Here is a 23,048-nt window from a genome sequence, read left to right on the forward strand (position 1 = left end):
GCCGTGCCATGGTCATAGCGTGATTTCCTCCGTGTCGGCGCCGACGGCCGAGTGTTGTTCTGTCACCAGCTTCCGCTCCAGCTGCGCCATGACTTGATCAATCAGTTCATCCAGCGAGGAGCCGTCGATCAAATGCGTGATGGCGACGGACACGCCCAGCGCGCGCTCCAATTCGTTGCGCAATTCCGCGCCGGTCAACGAGTCGACGCCCAGGTCCAGCAGCGAGGACTGACGCGGCAAGGCTGCCAGGCTGGACAGCACCGCGCGCAATTCCGCCTCTAGATAATCGGCGACCAGCGCGCGGCGCTCGCCGGCGGGGTGGCCGCGCAGTTGGTCGAAAGACAGAGTCCGCGCGCTCGCGGCCGGCGCGCGGCCGACCAAGCCTTCAATCAGGCGCGGCAGATCGGGCTGCGCCGCGATCCGGTTTAGATCAATCGAGGCGGCCACCAGGTGCGGCTCGCCCGAGAACGCCTGCTCCAGCGCGGCGAAGGCCTCGCCTTCGCTCAGCGGGTTCAGACCTCCGGCGCGAATCCGTTCCGCCGTTTTCGCGTCGGCCGCGCCCATGCCCGCCGCCCAAGATCCCCAGCCTATGGACAGCGCCGGCCGCGCGCGCAAGCGTCGCCGCTGCGCGAGCGCGTCGAGATAGCCGTTGGCGGCGGCGTAGGCGGCCTGCCCGTGACGGCCCACCGCCGCGGAGATGGATGAATACAGCAGGAAGAAGTCGAGCGGTTCGCCCTCGGTCAAACGGTCCAGCAAGGCCGCGCCGCCGGCCTTGGCGCTCAGGGTCGCGGCGAAAGCCGCGGCGTCCAGCGCGTCCAGCGTCGCGTCCCGCACAATGCCCGCGCAGTGCGCGACGCCGCGTATCGGCCTGCCGGCCATGGCGAGCGCGCCGCGCAAGGCGGCCTCGTCGGCAACGTCGGCCGCCGCCACGCGGACCTCGACGCCGTCGTCGCGCAAACGCGCGCAAGCGGCCTTCGCGGCATCGCCGGTTTCGCCGCCGCGGCTGATCAGCAGCAAATGGCGCGCGCCGCGACGGGCCAGCCAGCGCGCGGTCGCGAGGCCCAAGGCGCCGGTGCCGCCGGTCACCACGTAGGCGGCGTCGGCGTCCAGCGCCGGCAGCGCGGCCGCCGCGCCAACGCCCGCCCGCCGCAGCCGCGGCGCCAGCACGGTGGCGCCGCGCACCGCCAGTTGTTCTTCGGCGGCTTCGTCGGCAAGCAGCGCCGCCAGTGTGTCGAAGGAGGCCGGCGAGCCGTCGATATCGATCGTGCCTCGCCAGGCTCGCCCCTGTTCGCGCCGCGCGACGCGCACGGCCGCGCTCAAGGCGGCGAGGACGGGATCGACGTCCTCCGCCGGCCCGGTCGCCGCCCCGCCGCGCGTAACCACGGCAATGGACGCCGACGACGTCGCGGCCCGCTCGCGCGCCAGCGCGCTCAGCAAGGCGCCGCGACGCGCGACGGCCTCCACCGCGTCTTCGCCCCCGGACGCGCGGTCGAAAGCAAGCACCAGGCCGGCGGAGCCCGCGTGGCGGATCGCGTCGATCTCGGCGGCCGCGATCACGCAGCGTTCGCCGGCGGCTTCCAGCGCGCGCGCCACTTCCGCGCACAAAGCCGGATCGCCGGCGACAATCCGCTCGCCCGATCGGCGCGCGCCGGCCGGCGCCTCCACCGGCTGCCAGGCGATGCGGTAAAGCGGCGACTCCGCGGTCGCGGGCCCTTCGTCAACCCAGTAAGACTGACGGTCAAAGGCATAGGCCGGCAGCCGCGCGACGCGGCGTCCGGCGCCGACCGGCGCCGGCCAGTCGACCGGCAGGCCGGCCACATAACGCCGCGCCAGCGCGTCCAGGCGCTCGGCCGGGTCGCCGCCCGCGTCGGTCTCGGGCGGCGCCGCGTCGCGGCCGAACGGCATTCCGCCGCACACGCCGCTGTGGACGGCCGCCGCCTCGCCGCGCGCAAAGCGGCCCAGTTCGCGCGCCATCTCCTCCGCGGTAGCCGCCGTCAGTGCGAGCCGATGCGGAAAATGCGAACGCGCAACGCGCGACGCGTGGCAGGCGGCCTCCCACGCCGAGGCGTCGAGTCCGGCCAGATGGTCCGCAAGCCGCGCCGCGTTGCCGCGCAGCGAGGCGTCGGATTTCGCGGAAACGACCAGCAACTGCGCTCCTTCGCCCGCGCTGGCCGCCGTTTCGCCGGCGGCCTCGCGCGGCGGCGCGACCAGCACCGCGTGCGCATTGGTGCCGCTGAAGCCGAAGGAGCTGACCCCGGCGACGCAGGGCGCGTCTCCGCCGTCTATGCGTTCCGCGCCGAGCGCGAGGCGCAACGGCAGGGTGTCCCATTCAATGCCGCGGTTGGGCGTGCGCACATGCAGCGTGGCGGGCACCACGCCATGACGCACCGTCAACGCCGCCTTGATCAGTCCGGCGATTCCCGCCGCGCCTTCAAGGTGGCCGAAATTGCTCTTGATCGAGCCCAACAGCACGCGGTCCGAGCGATCGCGGCCGGCAAACACGGAGGCCAGCGCCGCCGCTTCTATCGGGTCGCCCAGCGCGGTGCCGGTGCCGTGCGCCTCAACATAGTTCACCTGGGACGCGTCGATGCGCGCGGCGCGCAGAGCGGCCCGCACCAGCTCGCGCTGCGCGTGCTCGTTCGGCACCGTCAGGCCCGCGCTGCGGCCATCGTGATTGACGGCCGAGCCGGCGATCAGCGCGTCTATCGTGCGCCCGGCGGCTTCGGCGTCGGCCTGCCGCTGCAACACCACCACGCCGCAGCCCTCGCCGCGCACGAAACCGTCCGCGCCGTCGTCGAAGGAACGGCAACGGCCGCTGGGCGACAACATATGCGCCCGACACTCGGCGGCGGTGGACAGCGGCGACAACACCACATTGACGCCGCCGACGATGGCGATGTCGCACTCGCCGGCGCGCAGCGCATTGCACGCCAGGTGCACGGCGACCAGCGACGACGAGCACGCGGTGTCTATCGTCAGCGTGGGTCCATGCAGGCCCAGCGCGTGCGACACGCGGCCCGCCAGCACGCTGGGCGCGTTGCCCGAAGCGGTGTAAAGATCGACGTCATCGGCCCGGCGGAAGCGGTGCGCGTAGTCCTGGTGCATGACGCCGGCGAACACCCCGGTGGCCGAGCCTTTCAGTTCCGCCGCCGTCATCCCCGCGCGCTCCACCGCTTCCCAAGTCACTTCAAGCAGCATGCGCTGCTGCGGATCCAGCATCGCCGCCTCACGCGCCGAAATCCCGAAAAAGCCGGCGTCGAAGGAAGCGATATCGTCCAGAAAACTGCCGGTGCGGCAATAGATGCGGCCCTTCGCGTCCGGGTCTGCGTCGAAGTAGCGCTCGGCGTCCCAACGCTGGGCCGGCACCTCGCTCACGCCGTCCGCGCCGTCAAGCAACCCCCGCCACAGCGCCTCCGGCGAATCGACGCCGGCGAAGCGGCAAGCCATGCCGACCACGGCGATGGGCGCGTGCCGCCGCTGCTCTGCGCCGTCCAGCTCGCGCTGCAAGCGCTCTATCTCGCGCAGCGCGTTCCGCATCAGCATAGTCGTGTCGATTTGGCTCATCGCGCGCCCTTTCTATTCAGTTCGTTCAATTTCGCGGACAGCATTTCCACGATCTCCTCCTGCGACATCGGGGCGGCGTCCGTCGGCGCGTCGATCTCGGCGGCGGGCGCGGCGGCTGTCGCCTCCGCGTCGGCCATGCCAAATACCGTCTGCGTCAGATGGTCCGCCAGCGCGGCTATGGTCGGGTTCGAGAAAATCACCGTGGTCGGGATGGCGCGGCCGAAGCGCTTTTCCAGCAGTACGCGCAGATCGGTGATCAGCAAGGAATCCAGGTCGTAGTCGAACAAGGAGCGCTCGGGGTCCAGCGAGGCCAGCGGCGTGCCCGTCACCAAGGCCGCGTCCTCCGCCAGCAGCTGGAACAAGCGATGTCGCCGTTCGTCCGCGGGCAGCGCCTGCAGTTCACTGACCGAGGACGTGGATCCCGCGCCCGGCTGCGCGGTGGCAATGCCGGCGAAACGGCTGGCCGGCACATGCGGCGGCCATTGTTCGATCAAGCGCCCCCAATCGATGGGCAGCAGCACGAGATGGGCTGGTAGATCCGCCCCCAGCGCGATCTCGAAGGTGGCGCGGCCGCATTCGGCCTCGATCTGGCCGATGCCCAGCTGCGCGAGACGCCGCTTGGCGTTGGCGCTCGAACGGGCCAGCATGCCGACGTCCTGCCACGGTCCCCAGGCGATGGACAGCGCGGGCAGCCCCTGCTCGCGGCGGCGCGCCGCCAGCGCGTCGAGATAGGCGTTCGCCATCGCGTAGGTGGATTGCCCCGGCGCGCCGAAGGCGGCCGCCGCCGAGGAGAACAGCACGAAGTGTTCCAGCGGGTAAGCCAGGGTGCGCTCATGCAGCAGCCAGGCGCCGCGAGCCTTGCCGGCCAGAGTGGCGGCCAGCGACGCCGGCGTGACGTCGCCGACCAGGCAGTCCTCCACCACGCCCGCCAGATGGCAGATGCCGCGCAACGGCGGCATGGTCGCGTCGATCTCGGCCAGCAACGCGTCGACATCCGCCTCCACCGCCACATCCGCCTGCCACACCTTCACTTCGACGCCGTCGCGGCGCAGAGCGGACAGCGTCGATTCGGCCGCGGCATCGGCCGGTCGGCGGCCGGTCAGCACCAAGGCGCGCGCGCCCAGCGCGGCCAGCCAGCTTGCAACGCGCAAGCCGAGTTCGCCCAACCCGCCCGTAATCAACCAAGTGGCGTCGGCCGAGAGCGCGAGATCGGCCCGAAGCGGCAGCGCGCGTTCATCGAAGCGCGGCGCGGTGACGGCGTCGCCCCGCACGGCGACTTCGGTCTCGCGGTCAAAGCAGTCGAGGCCGCGGCGGATCGCTCGCGCGTCGCCCGCATGCAGCGCCAGCGTCTGAAGATGCGGCGTTTCCATCGCCACCGCCCGCGACAGCGCCTGCAGCGGCGCCGAGGCCGGCGCGTCCGGCGCCAGCACCACGGCGATGCGGCAAGGCCGCTCGCGTCGCGCGGCCGTGGCGAACAGTTCCAGCGCACCCGCGTAAACCGCCGGCGCTGGCGCGTCGCCGCGCGCCTCCAGCCCGCGGCAATCGACAATCAGGCCCGCCTTGTCGAAGGGAATATCATTCACCGCCGCCACCACGACGGCCTCCTTGCCTTCGTCGCGCAGCATCGCCGCCAGCCCGGCCGCCGTCTGTCCCGCATCGCTCAGGATGGCGATGGACGCCGGCAACTCGGCGGCCTCGCCGCCCGCCGCGTCGCGCCATTCCACCGCATAGCCCTCGCGCAGCGGCTCGACGCGCAGCAATTCATTGCGAGTGACCTCGCGCGACTCCAGGCCGGTCATTTCGAGCAGCACCTTGCCGGCGTCGAACAGACTGGCCTGCCCCCGCTCGGCCGACGCGCGACAGCGCATCCCGGCGCCGGTCCGCCCTTGCAGCGCCAACCGCGCGATGCGCGTCGGCACAAAAGCCTTGCTGCCCTCGGGCCGCGCGGCCGCCGCCACCAGTTGCAACACCGAATCCAGAATCCCGGGATGCAGCAGCCAGCCCGCGTCGTCGGCGTCGGCCCGCATATCGCAAGACGCGTCGCCGTCCCCGACGACGATGTCCGACAAGCGCCGGAAGGTCGGCCCCATCACCACGCTGCGCGCGCGCAGCCAGCTATCCATCAGCTCGGTGGAGATCGCTTCTCCGCGCACCGGCTCCGACGGCGCCACGCCTGGCGCCTCGCCGGCGTCCACCCTGGCCGTGGCGTGGACGTCGGCGGACTCCAGCGTCAGCACCGTGGCTTCGAAGCCGTCGCCGTCGCGCACCAGTTGCAGCTGGACTTTGCGCGCCGCGTCCGGCGGAATCACCAAGGCCGCCGGGAAGCGCAAATCGCTCAACACGCAGGCGTCCGATCCCGTCAGCTCGCGCGCGCCGTCTGCGATCATCACCGCCAGCGCCGCGCCGGACACCACCACTTTGTCGTAGATCACATGGTCCTGCAGGAAGGGCAAGGCGGCCACGCTCCACTCCGCATCGAAGAAGGTCGCGTCCAAGGCGGGCGCGTCGGTGCGCCGTCCGAGGAAGGGCGTCGCGCCCGCCGCCAGGAAACGCGGCGCGCGGTCTATCCAGTGACGCTGGCGCTGGAAGGGATAAGTCGGCAACGCCACCCGGTTGCCGTCGCGGTAGTGCTGCGCGAGATCCAGCGCCACGCCCCCGGTCCACAGCCGCGCCAGCGCGTCCGGAGAAGCCGGATCCAGCGACTCCATGCCGGCGCCCGTGCCCAACGCCGTGTCGCCGAAGTCCAGCACCTGTTCCGCTCCGGCGGCCTCCAGCGCTTCGGCGGCGTCAGCGGCGCTAAGCGCCGTCCCCGCGCGCGCCAGTTCTTCGCGCACCGCCTCCTCGCTGTCGAGCGGCAGGCCCGAAGCCGCGCTCACCCACAGCAAGGACGGCGCGACGGCGCGGTCCGCGCGGCGCTGCCGCGCATCGTCAAGGCTCAGCGCGCCCGCCGCGAAAGCCGCGGCGAACACGCCGTCGCCCGTCGCGCACACGCTGGCCGGAACGACGCCACTCGCTTGCCACAGCTGCACGCGGGCAAGCACCGCGTCCAGATCGCCCGCGCCGCCGAAGGCGAAGCTGACTTCCGGCGCGCGCGCCGGCGTTTCCCCCGCGATCACGCCCGCATCCGCCTCGCCGGCGGCGAAGGCGCGCAGCGCGCGTATCAGCGCCTGCCGGGATTCGGCGCGAAACGCCGCGCGCTTCTCCCAATGACGCCGCCCCAGGGCCGCCGTCAGGCAAACGTCCTCTATCCTCAGTTCGGGATGGCCTTCGAGAAAGTCCGCGTAATCCGCGCACAGCGCCGGCAAGGCCTCGCCACGCGCCGACAACAGCAAGAGCGGCGCGACATCCGCCGTGCGCGGCGCGCGCGGCGGCGCCGCTTCGATGATCACGTGGGCGTTGGTGCCGCCGATGCCGAAGGAACTGACGCCCGCGCGCCGCAGCGGCTCATTCCAAGGCGCCGTTTTCGTCGGCAGATAGAAGCCGGCGTCGCCGCGCAACGCGTCTATCGCGCGTTCCGCGCCGACGGCGGCCGGAATCCGCCCATGCTCCACCGCCAGTGCGGCCTTGATCAGCCCGCAAGCGCCCGCCGCCGCGTTCAAATGCCCGACGTTCGCCTTCAGGGTGCCCAGCGCGCAGCGTGCGCCGGAACGCTCGCCCAAAGCCGCGCCCAGCGCCGCCAGTTCGACCTCATCGCCGATCGCCGTGCCCGTGCCGTGCGTCTCGACATAGCCGATCGACGCTCCGTCCACCTCGCTGAACGCCAGCGCCTGACGGATCACCTCCTGCTGTCCGCGCCCGCCGGGCGCGGTGAAGCCCACCTTGGCCGCGCCGTCGTTGTTGACCGCCCCGCCGCGAATCACCGCCATGATGGGATCGCCGTCGGCCAGCGCGTCCTCCAGGCGGCGCAACACCACCACGCCGGCGCCGTTGCCGAAGACCGTGCCGCTGCTGTCTGTGGTGAACGGACGGCAAGCGCCGTCCGCGGACAAAATGCTGCCCTCCTCGTACACATATCCCTGCCGCTGCGGCAAAGCGACGCTCACCCCGCCCGCCACCGCGAAATCGCACTGGAAGCTCAACAGCCCCTGCATCGCCTGGACCACGGCGACCAGCGAAGTCGAACACGCGGTCTGCAGCGTGATGGCCGGGCCGCCGAAGTCGAGCCGGTACGCAACCTGAGTGGCCAGATAGTCCTTGTCCACGCCCACCCATTGCTGCAGATAGCGGTTGGGCGACGCGCGGTCCAGCCGGTCGCGCACATGGTCGACAAGATAATCCACGCTGGCCGAGCCGGCCCAGACACCGACGCGCGCGCCGCGCGCCGCGCCGTGCCCTGCGCGTTCCAGCGCCTCATGCACGCATTCAAGGAAGATGCGCTGCTGCGGATCCATGGCCGCCGCCTGGGACGGCGGAATGCCGAAATAGGCGGCGTCGAACTGGTCGACGCCGTCCAGCGGACCGCCGGCGCCGACGAAGCCGGGCTGCCCCAGCACCGTCTCCGGCACGCCTTCGCGGCGCGCCGCGTCCGCGCCGAAGCGCTCGATCGCCACTTGGCCGTCGGCAATCATCGACCAGAACTGTTCCAGGGTGCTGACGCCGGGCAAGCGGCAACTGGCGCCGATGATCGCTACGGCGTCCACGGGTGTTGAGTGAGTCATTACAAAGCCTCCTTGCGTGCGCGTACGCGCTGTCGATAAGCGCGCGCGCCGTCGACGTCAATCATTGGGGAAAGGTCCGCGTCGCCCGAATCGGCGCGCTCGGCGAGCGCCCGTATCGTGGCAAGCGAAAAGAAATCGACCAGCGGGGGAACGGCGACGCCGCGCGACGCCAACAGCGCGCGCAGCCGCACCACGTGCATCGACGTGGCGCCCGCGTCGAAGAAGCCCTGCTGGGGGTCTATCTCGACGCCGACCACTTCGGCGAACGCGGCCAGCATCGTCGCCTCCAGCGAGTCGTCGCGCCGCGCAGCCGCCGTGGGCTTCGCCGACGCGGGAGCCGGTGCCGCCAGCGCGGCGAGACGCGCGCGGTCCACCTTGCCGTTCGCCGTCAGCGGCAAAGCGTCCAACACCGTCACGTGATGCGGCTGCATATAGGCGGGCAGATGCAGAACCAGCTTGGCGCGCACGGCCGCAACGATATCTCCGTCGTAATCCGGCCGCGCGACCACATGCAGCTGGATGGCCGTCGCATTGTTGCGCCGGACCACCGAGGCCACCGCCCGCGCCAGGCAACCTGCGCGCATCGCCGCCGCTTCGATCTCGCCTAGTTCGATCCGATAGCCCTGCACCTTGACCTGCCCGTCCATCCGTCCGAGCAGCTCAAGCTCGCCGTCGGGCTGCCAGCGCGCAAGATCGCCGGTGCGGTAGAGCCTGCGCCCCTCGGCGTCGATGAAGAAACGGCGCTGGGTTTCCGCCTCGTTGCCCAGATAGGCGAGCGCGAGGCCGCGGCCGCCCAGCAGCAGTTCGCCCACCACGCCGTCCGGGCGCTCCCGACCGTCCGGCGCGCGCACGAAACATTGCTGATTGGACAGCGGCCTGCCGTAGGGAATGGACGCCAGCGCCGCGTCCTCGGGGGCGATCGGATGCACCACCGACCAAATCGACACCTCCGTCGCCCCGCCCAGGCTGATGGGCCGCAACGCCGGAAACGCGTCGCGCAGCCGCCCGGCCAGACCGGGCGCGATCCAGTCGCCGCTCAACAACGCCAGCCGCAGATCCGGCGAGCGCGGCGCGGCCACGTCCAGCAATAATTCGAGCACGGCCGGCACGGAATTCCAGATCGTGATCCGGCCGTCGCAGAGCGCCTGGGCCATCGCGTCGGGGTCCCGAGCCCGCTTGGGGAAAACCACCTCGCCGCCGACCGCGAGCAGACCGAAGATGTCGTAGACCGATAAGTCGAAAGCCAGCGAGGACACGCACAGCGTGCGATCCGCCGGGCCGACGGCGAAACGCTCGTTGATGTCGTCTATCGTGTTCGCCGCGGCCTCGTGCGCAATCAACACCCCCTTCGGCCGCCCAGTAGAACCGGAAGTGAAAATCACGTAGGCCGCGTCCCCGGCCTCAAGGTCCGGGGCCGGACCCGCGTCGCCGCGCGGCAGAGGCAAATCAAGACGCAACGCTTGCACCGGCAGCGTCCAGCCGCCCTCGCTCACCACCGCGTGGCGGGCGCCGGCTTCGCCGAGCAGCTCCTCGATGCGCGCGGCCGGCCAAGACGGTTCTATCGGCAGGTAGACCGCGCCCGCCATCACGATGCCCAACAGCGCCGCCACCGCCCGCGGCCCCGGCGCGACGATGGCCGCCACCACGTCGCCGCGCGCCACGCCGCTTTGCCGCAGCGCGCCGGCGATGTCCTCCGCCTGGCGCAGCAGCTCGCCGTAGCTCAGCGTCGCCGCGCCCTGCCTGACCGCGACGGCCTCCGGCGCGGTCCGCGCCTGCCGGATGATGGGCGTTTCCAGCCGGCGCGGTGCGCGCTCCGCCTCGGTGGCGTTGACGGCCTCTCGCCGCGCCGCCTGCTCCGGCGCGAGCCGGGCCACCGTCGGCCGCTCAAGGGCAGCGGCTTCAGTCGCCATCGTTTCCAGCGCGCCGAGGAAAGCGTCGAACATCGCGTCTATCATGCCCTCGGGGAACAACTGGGCGACGAATTCCCACATCACCAGCAACCTATCGCCGCGGCGGCCGAGGACAGCGTGCAACGACACCTGCGGCGTCGGATTGGCCATATCGACCACGCGGCCAATGTCGTCCAGGATGGACAGGTCGTCCGCCGGGTCGCCGGACAACAAACTGGTCAACACAACCGGCATCAATACCGGCGCGCCGTTGCGGCGGCTCAACTCGCGCAGGATAGACACGCCGGAGCACCACGGGGCGTCCAGATCCGCCCACACTTGCCGCTGCACCTCCCGGGCGAACGCGGCAAACGACTCATGGCGCTCGCTCAGCGACAGCAAAGCGTTGCTGGTGTAATCGCCTATCGCCTGTCCGGCCTGCTCCGCCCGCGTGTTGCAAGTCACATTGAGCGTGAACGCATGCGCCGCCGTCCACAGCCGCAAGGTATCGGCGAAGGCGGCGATGCACAGCGAAGTCAGCGTGACCCCAAGCCCCTGCGCGCGCGCCGCCAACGCGGCGGACAGGGCGGCGGGCAATTCACGGCGGCAGCCGGCGAAGCGCGGTTCGGCCACGTCGGCCAGCGCCATCTTCATCGGCAATTCAGGCGCGGGCGCGATGGCTTCCACCCGACGCAACCAAGCCTCGCGCTGCTCGCCGGTCGGCGTCGCCGGCGTCATCGGCGTGATCAGTTGCGCGGGAACATCTCCGGCCGCTCCGCTCGCCAGTTCGGCCATCAGTTGCAGAAAGCTGCGCAGATCGCCGGCCAACAAGCCAAGCCGCATGTGCAGGATGGCCGTGCTGTCCGTCAGGCGGGTCACCGCCGCGACCACGGGCGGTCCGTCACGCTCGGCCAGGCTCGCGCGCGTCGCCTCCAGACGTTCGGCGGCCTCCGCCGCATCGAGTCCGCGCAAATCCTGCGGCGGCAACAAGGGGTCGTAAGCGAGCGCGTCGAACACCCCGCGCCCGTCGGCGCCCACCGTCATCCGCAAAGACGGATGGCGCGCAACCAGGCTCGCGAGACGCCGGCCCCATTCCGGCGCGCGCGCGGCGTCGATCTCGAAGTCCACTCGGATATGCGGCGACACCCTGCCCAGCGGCACGCCGCCCTGCTGGCCTATCCAATAAGCTTGCTGCATCTCGGACAGCTCGAACGGCTCTCCCGCCGCGTAGCCGCGAACCGAAACAGGCGCAGCGCTTCCATCATGCCGGGCTCTGGCGGCAACGATCTCGCGCCTCAGTTGCTCGGCCGAGAGCGCGAACAGCGTCGCGAACGACAATTCCACGCCGTGGCGCGCACGCGCCATGGCGGCAAGCCGCGCGGCCGACAACGAATCCAGCCCCAGATCAATCAGCCTGGCGTCGGGCGTCGCCGCCGCGCCGGGCACAAAACTCGAGATCTCGGCGAGAATCGCGTCGTCGCTCATGTCGGCGGCGTCATCGGCGATGATGCTCAGTTCACCGCGCAGCAGCGCGTCGCGGGTGGCGCTGCGCCGGGTTTTGCCGCTGGACGTGCGCAGGATGCTGCCGCGCCGCAGCAACGCGACGCGCGCCGGCGCCACGCCGTGTTCCCGCGCAAGCGCCGCGCGAATCACCGGCAGAATCTCGCGGGCATCCGCCTCCTCGCAGCCGCCGCGCACCTCCGCGCCGATCAAAACCCCTTCGCCCTCCTCCCCGTCGACGGCGGCGGCGAATACGCGCCCCATTCGAATGGACGGGTGGCAGGCCGACACGGTGTCTTCGAGATCGTGGCTGTAAAAATTCCGCCCGCCGACAATGATCAAATCCTTCAGCCGGCTGGTCACGAACAGATCGCCGTCGTACAGAAAACCAAGATCGCCGGTTCTCAACCAGACGCCGTCGTCATCGGCCAGCCTCGCGCCGAAGATCTCGCGCGATTCCTCAGGGCGGCGCCAGTAGCTGTCGGCAACCGTGCTTCCAGACACCCAGATTTCGCCGACGACATCCGCCGCGCACGGCTCGCGCGTGTCCGGATCGACAATCCGGACGCGCGTATCGATCAGACTCGAACCGCAGGCCGCCAACTCAACCCCGTCCGCCTCTGGCGACACCCGGCCTCGCGCCAGCGCGTCTCGCCCGAAGCGCACGCCGCGCGTGCCCTCGCCGCATCGGCCGGCGGTCACTTTCAGCGTAGCCTCGGCCAGGCCGTAGCCCGGCGCCACCACGGACGGTTTCAGTCCAAACGGCGCGAAGGCCGCCTCGAAACGGCGCACTGTGTCACAGCGCACGGGTTCCGCGCCGTTCAACGCGTAACGCAGCGACGACAGATCGGTCCCCGGCGCGAGATCCGCCGCGCGGTCCGCGCACAAGGCATAGGCGAAATTCGGCGCGGCGGTGTGGGTGCCCCGCCGCGCCTCAATGGCGCGCAGCCAGGACATGGGCTGGGCGACGAATTTCTCCGGCGCCATCAAATAGGCGGGAAAACCGCATTGCAAGGGAGTGAGAATGCCGTACACCAGGCCCATATCGTGAAAATACGGCAGCCAACTGATCATCACGCTGTCCGCGTCGTGCATCGCGCCGCGATCAAGATCCTCTATCGTCGCCCACAGTCCGGTCTGCGTGACCACGACACCCTGCGGCGTGCGCGTGGACCCCGAGGTGTACTGAAGCAAAACCGGACTGCCTTCGCCGGCGGCGCGCAAAAAGGGCGCGGCGCCCTCGGTTTCGTCCGTACGCATCCAGCGCAGGCCAGGCAAGGCGTCTCGCGCCTCAGCCGTCAGCGCGATGACCGCGCCGCAATCCTCTGCGATCGCAAGCATCGTGTCCCGGCTGTGACGCGGCGCCACCGGCACGGGAATCACGCCGGCCAGGCAGCAGCCGAAGAAAGCCGGAAGGAAATCGAGAGGTTCCTGATAGACCAGCATCACGCGATCGCCGGCCTCGGTCGCCTGCGCCAGACGCGCGGCGATGCCGGACGCCCGTTCACACAACGCCGCATAGCTGAGCGCGACGTTTTTCACCGGATCGGCCGACGCGTAGGCGAGGCTATCGGGACTCGCCTCCGCCCGCAGCAGCAACTGCCGGGCGATGCTCAGCGCTTCGCGATGCGGAAAAGCGTGATGAGGTCCGAGCTTGTTTGCGGCGGATGTCCGCCGCGATGAGACATCGGATGAGGAATACATTGCATGACCTCCATGTATCGACAACTGCTCCGGGAATACCGGCGAGCGCCCATCGAAATAAGCCCGTGCGGCCTAAGTCGAATCGTCGCTTCGCCCTCACTGGGCCGACTTTCGCCGTCACCCTGCCGCTCGTTCAGCCACGGCGAATGCCGCGATGATCGCGAGGACTTTGAATACGGGCCGGGCCGTAGCCCGCCCCATTCAAGAAGCAGTCATGCTGTTTTGATATATTCCGCCCTGTCGAAACCATGTCCTCGACAGGTTGGCGAGGGTCATCCCTTCGTTTTCACGTAAGGATGCGTGACGCGTGCGCGGCGGTTTGCCTAAGCAGCGTTTGAATCAAGAGAATAGGATTTACAGTGTGTCTCATGCGCCGTAATCGGACTTTCTTTTGAGATGATTCGATATCATTTCAGCAATCAAACCATTGCGAATCAGCATTGCTTTACGCTTTGCATTCCTATTTTCCCGTGTCGCCCAAAACCAGAAAAACGCAATGAATATTGACGCTCAAATTGTTTTCGTATAGATTTATATGATCGCATTAATTCCAAAAATCCCATACAGGAAGAATGAAGCGTCAGCACTATACTGAAAGACCTCTGGGAAAAGCATCCCCCGAACTGCCAGTTACCACTTCAGCCGATTTACGGCTTATATTTTTTGAAATACAGATTTTGGCGGCGATATCAAAGATTTAAGCGCCGCGGATCGGATCGACGATAATAAGATCCGGATCGATGAATTGAACTTCAATCGACATGACAATTACGGCATAAACCGACAGCAGTTGTTCAATTAATTGATCCAATACTGGCAAATTCTTTATTAAAGAAAATAAATATAAGAATGATGCCTAGGAGCGAAACATCCGCCACAACCGCCATTGTCATAATGTTTGCATCGAAATCAACCCTAACGGCATATTTAATTTTATTGATAATGGGATAGGCTGACCGATCGCATCGGCCATCCGCTCAGGATCAGAGCAAGGGGAAGCGCTTAGCGACAACTTGGCTTGAAAGGATGCTTCGGCGCGCCGCGGGGAGAGATAGGAGAGAAGAAGGGAAGCAATGCGTACGCCGGAGAACGGACGATAAAATGAAGCGCCGCCCCATGAGCGAGGCCGGCGCTGTTCCTCATGTCACAGGGCGGCAAGCGCCCATCCCCGCGTTGACGCGCGCCAGCCCAGGACGGGCGGCGCGCGGACTTTGAACCGCTGCTTACTCCGCGGCGGCCTGGGCGCGCAGCAAAGCCGCCAGTCTAGCGATGCCTATCTCGATACGCTCTGGAGAAGCATGACTGAAATTCAGGCGCATATAGCCGAGGTTCTCTTCCGGCTCCGGAAAAAATGCTTCGCCCGGCATGAAGGCGACATTCTGCTGCAAAGCCAGCGGCAGCAGCTTGCGGGTATCCATGAGCTGCTTCAGCTTGAGCCAGAAAAACAAGCCGCCCCGTGGCAGCTGCCAATCGGCCAGATCGCCGAAATGGCGCTGCAGCGAAGCCTGCATCGCGTCGCGTCCGGCACGATACACCTCGCGCAACCCCAGCAAGCGTTGCTCATAGCCGGGATCCCGCAACTGGCGGGCAATGAACCACTGCGCCGGACGGTTGGTGTGCAGATCGGTCGCCTGCTTCAGCCGCATCAAGTAGGGGTACAGCTCCGGCGAGGCAATCAGGAAACCGACGCGCAAGCCGGGCGCCAGAGTTTTGGAAAAGGAACCAGAGTAAATCCAAGGCGCGTTCTTCAAATGGCTGACCAACGGCGCCGGCGCCTCGCCGTCGTAACTGAGGGCACGGTAAGGATCGTCTTCGATCAAGGGCACTCCAGCGGCGTCGATGGCGGCCGCCAGCGCTTGCCGGTCTTCGGCGCTGTAACAGCTGCCCGCCGGGTTCTGAAAACTGGGAATCAGGTAACAGCAGCGCGGCCGCGCCTGTTCCAACGCAGCGGCCAAGGCCTGCGGCTCCAGCCTGCCGTCCCGTTGCCCCACCGCGTGAACACGGGCGCCGAAGAGCTTGAAAGCCTGCAAGGCGGCTAGATAAGTCGGTCCTTCGGTCACAACCGGCGTGCCGGGATCGATGAATAGCTTGGCGCACAAATCGATGCTCTGCTGCGAACCAGACAGCACCAACACCTGCTCAGCCTTGCAGCTTATGCCCATGCGCCGCGCCTGCTCCGCGATCAGCTCGCGCAACTCCGGCTCCCCTTCGCTAGCCCCGTACTGCGCCATGGCCGCCGGCATCCCGGTAAAATCCAACGGCGGCAGGCACTGGCTGGCCGGCAGGCCGCCGGCGAAAGAGATCATCTGCGGCTGTTGCGCCGCCGCCAGTATTTCCCGGATCAGCGAGCCGCTGAGCCGTTCGATGCGCTCTGAAAACATGGTACTCTGCATAGGCTTGTCCGCAGCTTTCTTACTAATGTCAATAATATTGACTCAATCTACCGACCACAGCAGGTTCCGTCAACATGGCTGACCTATCTCCGTCCGATGACATGCGCGCCGCCATGGAAGCCTTCTTCCATGCCTACAAAGCTTTCACCGATAAACCGGATGAAATGCTGGCTAAACGCGGCCTGGCCCGCGTGCACCACCGCATCCTTTTCTTCGTCGCCCGCTACCCCGGTTTATCGGTCAAGGATTTGCTGGCCGCGCTGGGCGTGACCAAGCAGGCCATCAACATGCCTCTGCGCCAACTGCTGGAAATGGCGCTGGTGCAAAGCGTGGCCGCGCAGCACGACAAGCGGGTCAAGCAACTGACGCTGACCCCGGAAGGACGCAAGCTGGAGGAAGCCCTTCACCGCGAGCAGCTGAAATTGCTGCAAGCGGCGTTTGAGCAAACCGGCAAGCCGGCCACCGCCGGCTGGATGCAGATCAACCGCACCCTGGCCGCGCAATCGCGGCCCGACGACGCGCCTCCGCGCGGCAAAACTTGACCCTGTAGCCGCTTCATGGTTTGCAATGCGCTGGCGAGGCCGAGCCTGCGCATTTTCCTGACCCACCGCGCCGCTCCGGCGCGCCAAGGAGCACGCCATGAATTGTCCCAGTTGCCAAGTCACCCTGCTGATGGGCGAGCGTCTGTCCGTCGCCATCGATTACTGCCCGCAGTGCCGCGGAGTCTGGCTGGCCCCCGGCCAGCTTGAGCGCTTATTGCAAACCCAAACTCCCGCCGCCTACGCCCCGTCCGCGCATGCTCGCGGCCATGACGACGAGCGCCGCCGCGGGGGTCACCACGACGGCAAACACGGCTGGCTGCGCAAGCTATTGGACTGATTCCGCTCCGCCAAATAAGAAAACGGCCCGGACTGATGTCCGGGCCGTTCTCCCTCGCGTTTGCGAAAATCTCAGTCTATGCGTTCATAACGCACTTCCAGCACCTCGATGTCTTCATCGCCGTCCGGCCCGCGGAACAACACCGAGTCGCCCTCGCGCGCCTTCAACAGCGTCCGCGCGATCGGCGAGATCCAACTGATATGGCCGCGCGCCAAATCAATCTCGTCGACCCCGACGATGCGCAACAATTGCTCGCTGCCGTCGCCGCGTTCAATCAGCACGGTGGCGGAGAAAAATACTTGGTCGGTCGCCTCCCGGGTTTCCGGATCCACCACTTCGGCGATTTCCAGACGCTTGGTCAGAAAGCGGATGCGGCGGTCTATCTCGCGCAGGCGGCGCTTGCCGTACAGATAGTCGCCATTCTCCGAACGGTCGCCATTGCTGGCCGCCCAGTTCACAACCTGCACCATCTCCGGCCGCTCGCGGTTGACCAGGTGATAAAGCTCATCCTTCAAGCGCTGCCAGCCGCCGGGCGTGATGTAGTTCTTAGTGGAGGCGGGCAAGCGCCGCTCAGCCGGAAGATCCTCTTCCGCCTCGTCGTTTTCCTTGGTAAACGCCTTGCTCATCTTCGTCCATCCATCCATGAAAAACGCCAGCCTCAACGGCCGGCGGCGGGTTCCAACAAGGCCAGGCAATGCGGCAGCAAGCCCTTGGGCTTCAGCTTGACCCGCCGCAGTTGCTCGCGGTCCAGCCACTCAAGCTCGTAAAGATTGTCGGGCCCCATCTTGGCCAACTCCGGCCCGCCCAGTTTGAGCTCCCCGGCGTGGCTGGCCGCCAGGAACACGTGCTCGACCCTATCCTTGGCGTCCAACACGCACAACCTGCCGCCCAGACGAACGTTGAGCCCGGTTTCCTCGCGCGTCTCGCGCACGCAGGCAATGGCGGCCGTCTCGCGCCGCTTGATGCCGCCGCCCGGCAAAACATAGTAGTCCTTGCCGGGTTTGACGCGATGCATCAGCAAGATGCGGCCGCCGTCGACGATGGCGATGGCGGCGCGCTGACGCTTGCCTATCGCCGGCGGAGCCGGCTCAACCGCCGGCGCCGCGCCGCGCAAACGCGACCAGGCGCGGGCAGCCAGGCTCCACAACATGGCGCGCACGCTCAGCGGTGCGCCTTGGCCGAGGCCTTCTTGACCGGCGCCGCCTTCTTGCCGCCGGTGACGGTCAGATTAGACCACTTCATCACCGCGGCCACCTCAGCGGAGTTCAGCTCGTAAAACTGACCGCGCTTCAAGCGCGGAGGCAAACCGATATTGCCGAAGCGCACGCGGATCAGCCGGCTGACCGTCAAGCCGAAGTGCTCGAACATGCGACGCACTTCGCGATTGCGGCCTTCCTTGATCACCACGTTGAACCATTGGTTGGCCGCCTCTTCCGGGCCGCCTTTCTGGAAGACGCGGTCAAAACGCGCTTCACCGTCTTCCAGTTCCACGCCGGCCACCATCTGCTTCATGATTTCCGGCGTCAGTTCGCCCAACACGCGCACCGAGTACTCGCGCTCCACTTCGAAGCTGGGGTGCATCATGCGGTTGGCCAGTTCGCCGCTGGTGGTGATCAGCAACAGACCCGAAGTATTGACGTCCAGACGGCCTATCGCCACCCAGCGGCTGGACTTGGCCTGCGGCAAACGGTCGAACACCGTGACGCGGCCTTCCGGATCGTCACGGCTGACGATTTCGCCTTCTTCCTTGTGATACATGATCACGCGCGGCAGACGGTCCGGCCATTTCAACTTGATCTGGTCGCCCTTCACCATCACGCGGTCGCGCGGACCGACGCGGTCGCCCAGGCTGGCTTTCTTGCCGTTGACGGTGACCTGGCCGGCTTCGATCCATTCTTCCATTTCGCGACGCGAGCCGACGCCGGACGCCGCCAGCGCTTTTTGCAGTCGCACCGGTTCGATATCGTCCAGATCCACGCGGACTTCGCGCAAACGCTTGGCCTTGTCCTTGATGTCTTGGTTGGGGCTGCGCAAACGCAGTTTCTTGGCTTTTTGCACCAGTTGCTTGCCGCCGTCGGGCTTGCCCTGACGCGGCGGCGCGCCGTTCTTGCCCGCGGCCGGCTGGCCGGCCGGCGCGGCGGCGTTTTTGTTGCCGAAGCGGCGTTCGTGATCCAGCGCCACATTGCCGTTGATATCCCCGTTGCTGTCGCGCTGGTAGACGGGTTTGTTGCGGCCTTGCGCTTGCTGCATCCTTTGCTGTTCCTGCTCGCGGCGGCTCAGTTTGAACAGCGGCGTGCCCTCGTGCATCAGCGGGTTGCCGTAGGCGTCGCGCGGGGTGCGGCCACCCTGGCCGCCCTGGCCGCCGCTGCGGCCTTTGCCGCCGGGCTGGCCCTGACGGCCACTGGGATCCGCCTGGCCGCTGCGGCTCTTGATCAGGCCGCCTTGGGTCTTGCCGCGCGGCTGAACGCCGCCGTTGGCCGGCTGGCGCGGTTGGGAAGTTTCGCGACCTTTGACACGCGCCACCGGCTGGCGGGCGTGATTGCGTTGTCCTTTAGACATATGTGCTTTGCTCTTTCCGTGCGAGCAACCTGCAGAATGTCGATGTTATTCTGCGATGGGCTCGAAATTATCCGCCTCATCGTCGAGGGGGATGTCGTCTGTGGCCGCTGCCGGGCCTTGATCCCGAGGCGCCGCCTCGGGCACTACCAGGCTTCCCAGCTCTGCCAATGGCGGCAGATCCTTGAGCGAGACAAAGCCCAAGTCGTCCAGGAATTTTCGGGTAGTGGCATATAAGCCCGGCCTGCCGGGTACGTCCTTGTGGCCGATGACTTCGATCCAGCCGCGTTCCAGCAGAGTCTGCATCACGCCGGTGGACACCGATACGCCGCGTATCGCTTCGATATCGCCACGGGTCACAGGTTGTTTGTAGGCGATGATCGCCAAGGTTTCCATTACCGCGCGCGAGTAACGCGGCGGCTTTTCCGGGTTCAAGCGGTTCAAGTATGGCGTGAACTCCGCTCGGGCGCGAAAGCGCCATCCCGACGCCAATTTGACCAGTTCGACGCCCTTGCCTCTCCAGTCGCTCTGGATATCGTCGAGGATGTCGTTGATCAACGCGGCTTTCACCTCTTCGGTGAACAGCTTTTTGAGCATGGCAACCGACAGAGGTTCCTGCGCGGTCAGTAACGCCGTCTCCAGCACGATCTTCAGGTATTTTAGGTCGGTGATGGTGGACATTGAGCCGTGAAGCCGAAACACGTTTGCGCAGGAAACCGGACATTCTACATGAACTCTCCGTCCGGAGCTAAATTAATCCTTCCGCCATGTCGTCCCAAGCCGCCAGCGCGGTCAGGCTGTAACGCCGGAACGCTCGCCCTCCGTTCTCCATCGTTTCCAGCAACTGGCCGCCGCAGGCTTCCACCGTGCGCACCGCGGCAGGCCGGTCCGCCGGGCAAACCAACACCCAATTCCCATGCGCGGGCTTCTCGCCCAGCGTCTGCACATATTGCAACAGCACCCGGCCGTAACCATGGCCTCGCCAAGCCGGCAGCACTTCGAAAGCAATATGGCCGATGCGCTCCACAATCAGCGCGCTGTCCGCCAGCCGCTGTCGGATCGCACCGATGATCTCGGTGCGGCCGTTGATCAGAAACCAGGTGCGGCACGGCACCCAGCCTTCGGGCAGCGCTCGCCCTTCGGCGTGTTGCAGCAATTGTCCAAGCCAGGCGTCCGGGTCCGATCCGGCGCGGCGGTAATAATCCAGCCCTTCCTCATGACAGGCCAGGAAAAAAGGACGATAGGCTGGCAGATGTTTCTGGTCGGCCGCTTCAATGTGCATGGCATGCTCTCGCAATGGATACCTGTATCCTAATCGCTGCCGCGCCAACATCAAGTGCAAATCGGCGCGCCCCCACTTTCAAACCAGCGCTATCCTCACGTAAATGGGCTGATACGGCGCCTCCTGGCTGACCTTGACCAAGCCCTCCTTGACCAGCTCCAGCACCGCGATGAAGTTAACCACCAGGTGGGCGACGCCCTTGTCCGCGTCGAACAGCTCCTCGAAAGGCACGTACTCGCGGCCGTCCAGGTAGCGCAGAATCCAGCTCATCTGCTCGCGCACCGACAATTCATCCTTCTCCACCTTATGGTGGCGGTGGTGGCGCGCGCGCGACAGAATCGCCATCCACGCTTGGCGCAGATCCGCCGGGCTGACGTCGGGCAGCCGCTGCTCGGCAGACTGTTCGATCAAGACCGCCAGCCAGGCGAAGTCTCGATCGGCCTGCGGCAACTTGTCCAGCTCCAGCCCCGCCAGCTTCATCTGCTCGTACTCCAGCAAGCGGCGCACCAATTCGGCGCGCGGATCATCCGGCTCGCCCTCCTCGTCCAACTGCGGCCTGGGCAGCAGCAGCCGAGACTTGATCTCGATCAGCAGCGCCGCCATCAGCAGATATTCGGCGGCCAATTCCAAACGCCCATCGCGCATCGCATCGATATAGGCCATGTACTGAACGGTGATCTCCGCCATCGGAATGTTCAGCACATCCAGGTTCTGCTTGCGGATCAGGTAAAGCAGCAGGTCCAGAGGGCCTTCGAAACTGTCCAGAATCACTTGCAGCGCGTCCGGCGGGATGAATAAATCCTGCGGCACTTCCAGCACAGGCTGGCCGAACACGTGCGCAATCGGCACGCTGGGCGGCAATTCCGGCGCGGTCAGCTGAAAATCGTCGGCCGAAGATCCGGCCTCGGGAAGGGGGGGCTTGCTCATGGCGGCAAGGATACCAGCACTGGCCGGCTGCGTGGCGGAACTTGCCCGCCGCCCTGCCCGCCGTTCAAGCCTGCGCGTCGGCGGGCAGCAGCTCGTCTATCTTGATCTCCACAAATTGATAATGCGCGGTCTGCTGCAATAAGCGCACCGCGCGCACCCGACATTCGCCATCGGCGCCCCGCAGATGAAACGGCCGTAAAGCCTGATATAAACGGCCCGGCAACACCAAAATGCCGGAGTGGCGGAAATGCCGCTCGGCCTGCATGCGCAACGCCGGCTCGAAGCCTCCCGCCGCGTGGCTGGTGACCGCGGCGACTTCAACCGCCTGCGGTCGTTTGCCGATGAACTCGACCCCGCACTCGGTCTGCATGTCCTCCCCCCCGAAGCTGACCCAGCGCACTAGGCCCAATTGCCAGCCGAAACCGCGGCGGCGCAACATGACCACCTCGCCGGCGCGCAAGGGTTGTTGCAAGGACTCTCCCTGCAGCAACAGGCCGGAAGCGCTGAGGTTGCTGATCTGCAAACGGCAGGGCTCCAGTTCTCCGTCAGCCGGCTCGCCGGCGGCCAGCCGCCAGCAACGCGGCAACAAGCTGACCAGCTCGACGGTTTCGACGCTGAGCCGGCGCAGCCTGACGTGCCGCCGACGAGGCGGCGCCCCCCACTCCTGACGCAAACGCGCCAGCAACCAGGCTTCGTGGCCGCCGTCCAATCCCTGTCGCTGGCGCTGGCGGCTCAATTCATCCAAGCGTTCCAACAAACGACCGGCGTCCAGTCGCCACCACACGCCGTCGCCGTCCAGATCCAGCTCGGCGCAGAAGCGCGCCGGCCGGTCGGCGTCGGCGCGGAAAGCGAGCGCGCCGTCGTCCCCCAGCGGCTGATCCAACTGCTCCACGCGCAGCAAGCCGGCATGCTGCTCCAGCCATTGCAGCAGCAAGGCGATCTTGGCCGTCTCCAGCCGGTTGCTGGCGGTCAAACCCAACAACATCAGCCGGCGGTAGCTAAGCCCAGGCGCCGCCACGCCCCCCGCCGCCTGCCGCCCCTCCCAGCCCTGGGCCAGCGCGTAGGCGTACAAACGGTGGCAATCCCGCCAGAAGCCCTTGTGCAACGGCGCGTAGCTGCGCGCGTGCAGCGCCAGCAAATCGTAGCCGCTCGCCAACGCCAGTTGCAGAGCCTCCAACCGCGGACGAGAACTGGAAAAACGGCCGGCTTCCTGCGCGCTGAATGCCTGAGCCAGCAGCTTGCACTGCTCATGCCATTGCCGCAGCAATTGGCGGGCCGATTGCAATGCGGCGCGCGCCTCCGGGGTGCAGGACAATTCCTGCCGCGCCGCCGCGCGCTCCAGCCTGGCAACCAGCGCGGCCAACGGCGCCCGCAGCGCCTGCAAGAGCTGCAGGCGTTCCGCCGGCGCCAGGGCCGAGCGCCGCCATTGCTCCAGCCACTGGCCGGCCTTGTCCGCGGCGAGGGCGGCCGGCTGCGCCGCCAGCGTCTCCCATTGCGCCTGGACCGCCTTGAGGTCCAATGTCAGCCAGGGGCCTTCCGGCAAGGCGTGAATCAGCGACAGTTCCATCATGACCAAGTCATAGCGAGAGAGAAGCCGCCGATGATACGCCCAGCCATGATTTTTGGCGCGGCATTATTGCCAGCGCAAAAAAAATGCCCCGCGCGCGGCGGGGCATTCCGATCGGAGCGGTCTCAG

General features: G+C 67.1%; 13 protein-coding genes. 2 read left to right on the forward strand and 11 right to left on the reverse strand.

What is annotated here, in order from left to right:
• Nucleotides 1-12: 12 nt before the first annotated feature.
• From GYH29_RS17000 to GYH29_RS17015, 4 genes are all read right to left on the reverse strand, one after another.
• On the reverse strand, nucleotides 13-3,564 hold the full coding sequence (locus tag GYH29_RS17000) for a type I polyketide synthase (protein ID WP_161524166.1): 3,552 nt from the start codon (nucleotides 3,562-3,564) through the stop codon (nucleotides 13-15).
• On the reverse strand, nucleotides 3,561-8,222 hold the full coding sequence (locus GYH29_RS17005) for an SDR family NAD(P)-dependent oxidoreductase (RefSeq protein WP_161524167.1): 4,662 nt from the start codon (nucleotides 8,220-8,222) through the stop codon (nucleotides 3,561-3,563). The genes GYH29_RS17000 and GYH29_RS17005 overlap by 4 nt, the downstream gene beginning before the upstream one ends.
• Complete coding sequence (locus tag GYH29_RS17010) at nucleotides 8,222-13,315, reverse strand: amino acid adenylation domain-containing protein (protein WP_161524168.1); 5,094 nt, start codon at nucleotides 13,313-13,315, stop codon at nucleotides 8,222-8,224. Before GYH29_RS17010 ends, GYH29_RS17005 begins: the two co-directional genes overlap by 1 nt.
• A 1,223-nt stretch (nucleotides 13,316-14,538) precedes the next feature.
• On the reverse strand, nucleotides 14,539-15,696 hold the full coding sequence (locus GYH29_RS17015; RefSeq protein WP_043591018.1) for an aminotransferase-like domain-containing protein: 1,158 nt from the start codon (nucleotides 15,694-15,696) through the stop codon (nucleotides 14,539-14,541).
• An 86-nt stretch (nucleotides 15,697-15,782) separates the two neighbouring features.
• Between GYH29_RS17015 and GYH29_RS17020 the strand changes: the two genes are divergently transcribed.
• Together GYH29_RS17020 and GYH29_RS17025 are read left to right on the forward strand one after the other, a co-directional pair.
• The gene (locus GYH29_RS17020; protein ID WP_039755609.1) at nucleotides 15,783-16,250 is read left to right on the forward strand and encodes a MarR family winged helix-turn-helix transcriptional regulator; all 468 of its coding nucleotides are present in this window, start codon (nucleotides 15,783-15,785) and stop codon (nucleotides 16,248-16,250) included.
• 97 nt (nucleotides 16,251-16,347) lie between these two features.
• A complete protein-coding gene (locus tag GYH29_RS17025) occupies nucleotides 16,348-16,587 on the forward strand; it encodes a TFIIB-type zinc ribbon-containing protein (protein WP_161524169.1) in 240 nt (79 codons plus the stop codon).
• 71 nt (nucleotides 16,588-16,658) lie between these two features.
• Here GYH29_RS17025 and greB read toward each other — a convergent pair whose 3' ends face one another.
• The 7 genes from greB to GYH29_RS17060 form a co-directional block, all read right to left on the reverse strand.
• Nucleotides 16,659-17,213: a transcription elongation factor GreB gene (gene greB / locus GYH29_RS17030; RefSeq protein ID WP_043591017.1), complete on the reverse strand. Its 555-nt coding sequence runs from the start codon at nucleotides 17,211-17,213 to the stop codon at nucleotides 16,659-16,661.
• A 32-nt stretch (nucleotides 17,214-17,245) separates the two neighbouring features.
• A complete protein-coding gene (locus GYH29_RS17035) occupies nucleotides 17,246-17,737 on the reverse strand; it encodes an NUDIX domain-containing protein (protein WP_019102632.1) in 492 nt (163 codons plus the stop codon).
• An 11-nt stretch (nucleotides 17,738-17,748) separates the two neighbouring features.
• A complete protein-coding gene (locus tag GYH29_RS17040; protein ID WP_019102633.1) occupies nucleotides 17,749-19,146 on the reverse strand; it encodes a pseudouridine synthase in 1,398 nt (465 codons plus the stop codon).
• A 45-nt stretch (nucleotides 19,147-19,191) separates the two neighbouring features.
• A complete protein-coding gene (gene scpB, locus GYH29_RS17045; RefSeq protein ID WP_019102634.1) occupies nucleotides 19,192-19,824 on the reverse strand; it encodes an SMC-Scp complex subunit ScpB in 633 nt (210 codons plus the stop codon).
• Between the two features lie 67 nt (nucleotides 19,825-19,891).
• Nucleotides 19,892-20,425 (reverse strand): GNAT family N-acetyltransferase, encoded by a 534-nt coding sequence (locus GYH29_RS17050; RefSeq protein WP_052052006.1) that lies wholly within the window; start codon nucleotides 20,423-20,425, stop codon nucleotides 19,892-19,894.
• Between the two features lie 78 nt (nucleotides 20,426-20,503).
• Nucleotides 20,504-21,352, reverse strand: coding sequence for a segregation and condensation protein A (locus tag GYH29_RS17055; RefSeq protein WP_081574691.1), 849 nt, complete (start codon nucleotides 21,350-21,352; stop codon nucleotides 20,504-20,506).
• Between the two features lie 64 nt (nucleotides 21,353-21,416).
• Nucleotides 21,417-22,922: a hypothetical protein gene (locus GYH29_RS17060; RefSeq protein ID WP_043591015.1), complete on the reverse strand. Its 1,506-nt coding sequence runs from the start codon at nucleotides 22,920-22,922 to the stop codon at nucleotides 21,417-21,419.
• Nucleotides 22,923-23,048 lie beyond the last annotated feature (126 nt).

It is taken from the genome of Chromobacterium haemolyticum (assembly GCF_009936155.1).
GTDB lineage: Bacteria > Pseudomonadota > Gammaproteobacteria > Burkholderiales > Chromobacteriaceae > Chromobacterium > Chromobacterium haemolyticum.

Excerpts from the sequence above, each read along its gene's own strand:
- GYH29_RS17035 (WP_019102632.1), bottom strand. The coding sequence starts at position 17,737 with ATGTTGTGGAGCCTGGCTGCCCGCGCCTGGTCGCGTTTGCGCGGCGCG.
- GYH29_RS17005 (WP_161524167.1), bottom strand. The coding sequence starts at position 8,222 with ATGACTCACTCAACACCCGTGGACGCCGTAGCGATCATCGGCGCCAGT.
- GYH29_RS17055 (WP_081574691.1), bottom strand. The coding sequence starts at position 21,352 with ATGAGCAAGCCCCCCCTTCCCGAGGCCGGATCTTCGGCCGACGATTTT.
- GYH29_RS17015 (WP_043591018.1), bottom strand. The coding sequence starts at position 15,696 with ATGTTTTCAGAGCGCATCGAACGGCTCAGCGGCTCGCTGATCCGGGAA.
- greB (WP_043591017.1), bottom strand. The coding sequence starts at position 17,213 with ATGAGCAAGGCGTTTACCAAGGAAAACGACGAGGCGGAAGAGGATCTT.
- GYH29_RS17050 (WP_052052006.1), bottom strand. The coding sequence starts at position 20,425 with ATGCACATTGAAGCGGCCGACCAGAAACATCTGCCAGCCTATCGTCCT.
- GYH29_RS17025 (WP_161524169.1), top strand. The coding sequence starts at position 16,348 with ATGAATTGTCCCAGTTGCCAAGTCACCCTGCTGATGGGCGAGCGTCTG.
- GYH29_RS17010 (WP_161524168.1), bottom strand. The coding sequence starts at position 13,315 with ATGTATTCCTCATCCGATGTCTCATCGCGGCGGACATCCGCCGCAAAC.
- scpB (WP_019102634.1), bottom strand. The coding sequence starts at position 19,824 with ATGTCCACCATCACCGACCTAAAATACCTGAAGATCGTGCTGGAGACG.
- GYH29_RS17000 (WP_161524166.1), bottom strand. The coding sequence starts at position 3,564 with ATGAGCCAAATCGACACGACTATGCTGATGCGGAACGCGCTGCGCGAG.
- GYH29_RS17060 (WP_043591015.1), bottom strand. The coding sequence starts at position 22,922 with ATGATGGAACTGTCGCTGATTCACGCCTTGCCGGAAGGCCCCTGGCTG.
- GYH29_RS17040 (WP_019102633.1), bottom strand. The coding sequence starts at position 19,146 with ATGTCTAAAGGACAACGCAATCACGCCCGCCAGCCGGTGGCGCGTGTC.
- GYH29_RS17020 (WP_039755609.1), top strand. The coding sequence starts at position 15,783 with ATGGCTGACCTATCTCCGTCCGATGACATGCGCGCCGCCATGGAAGCC.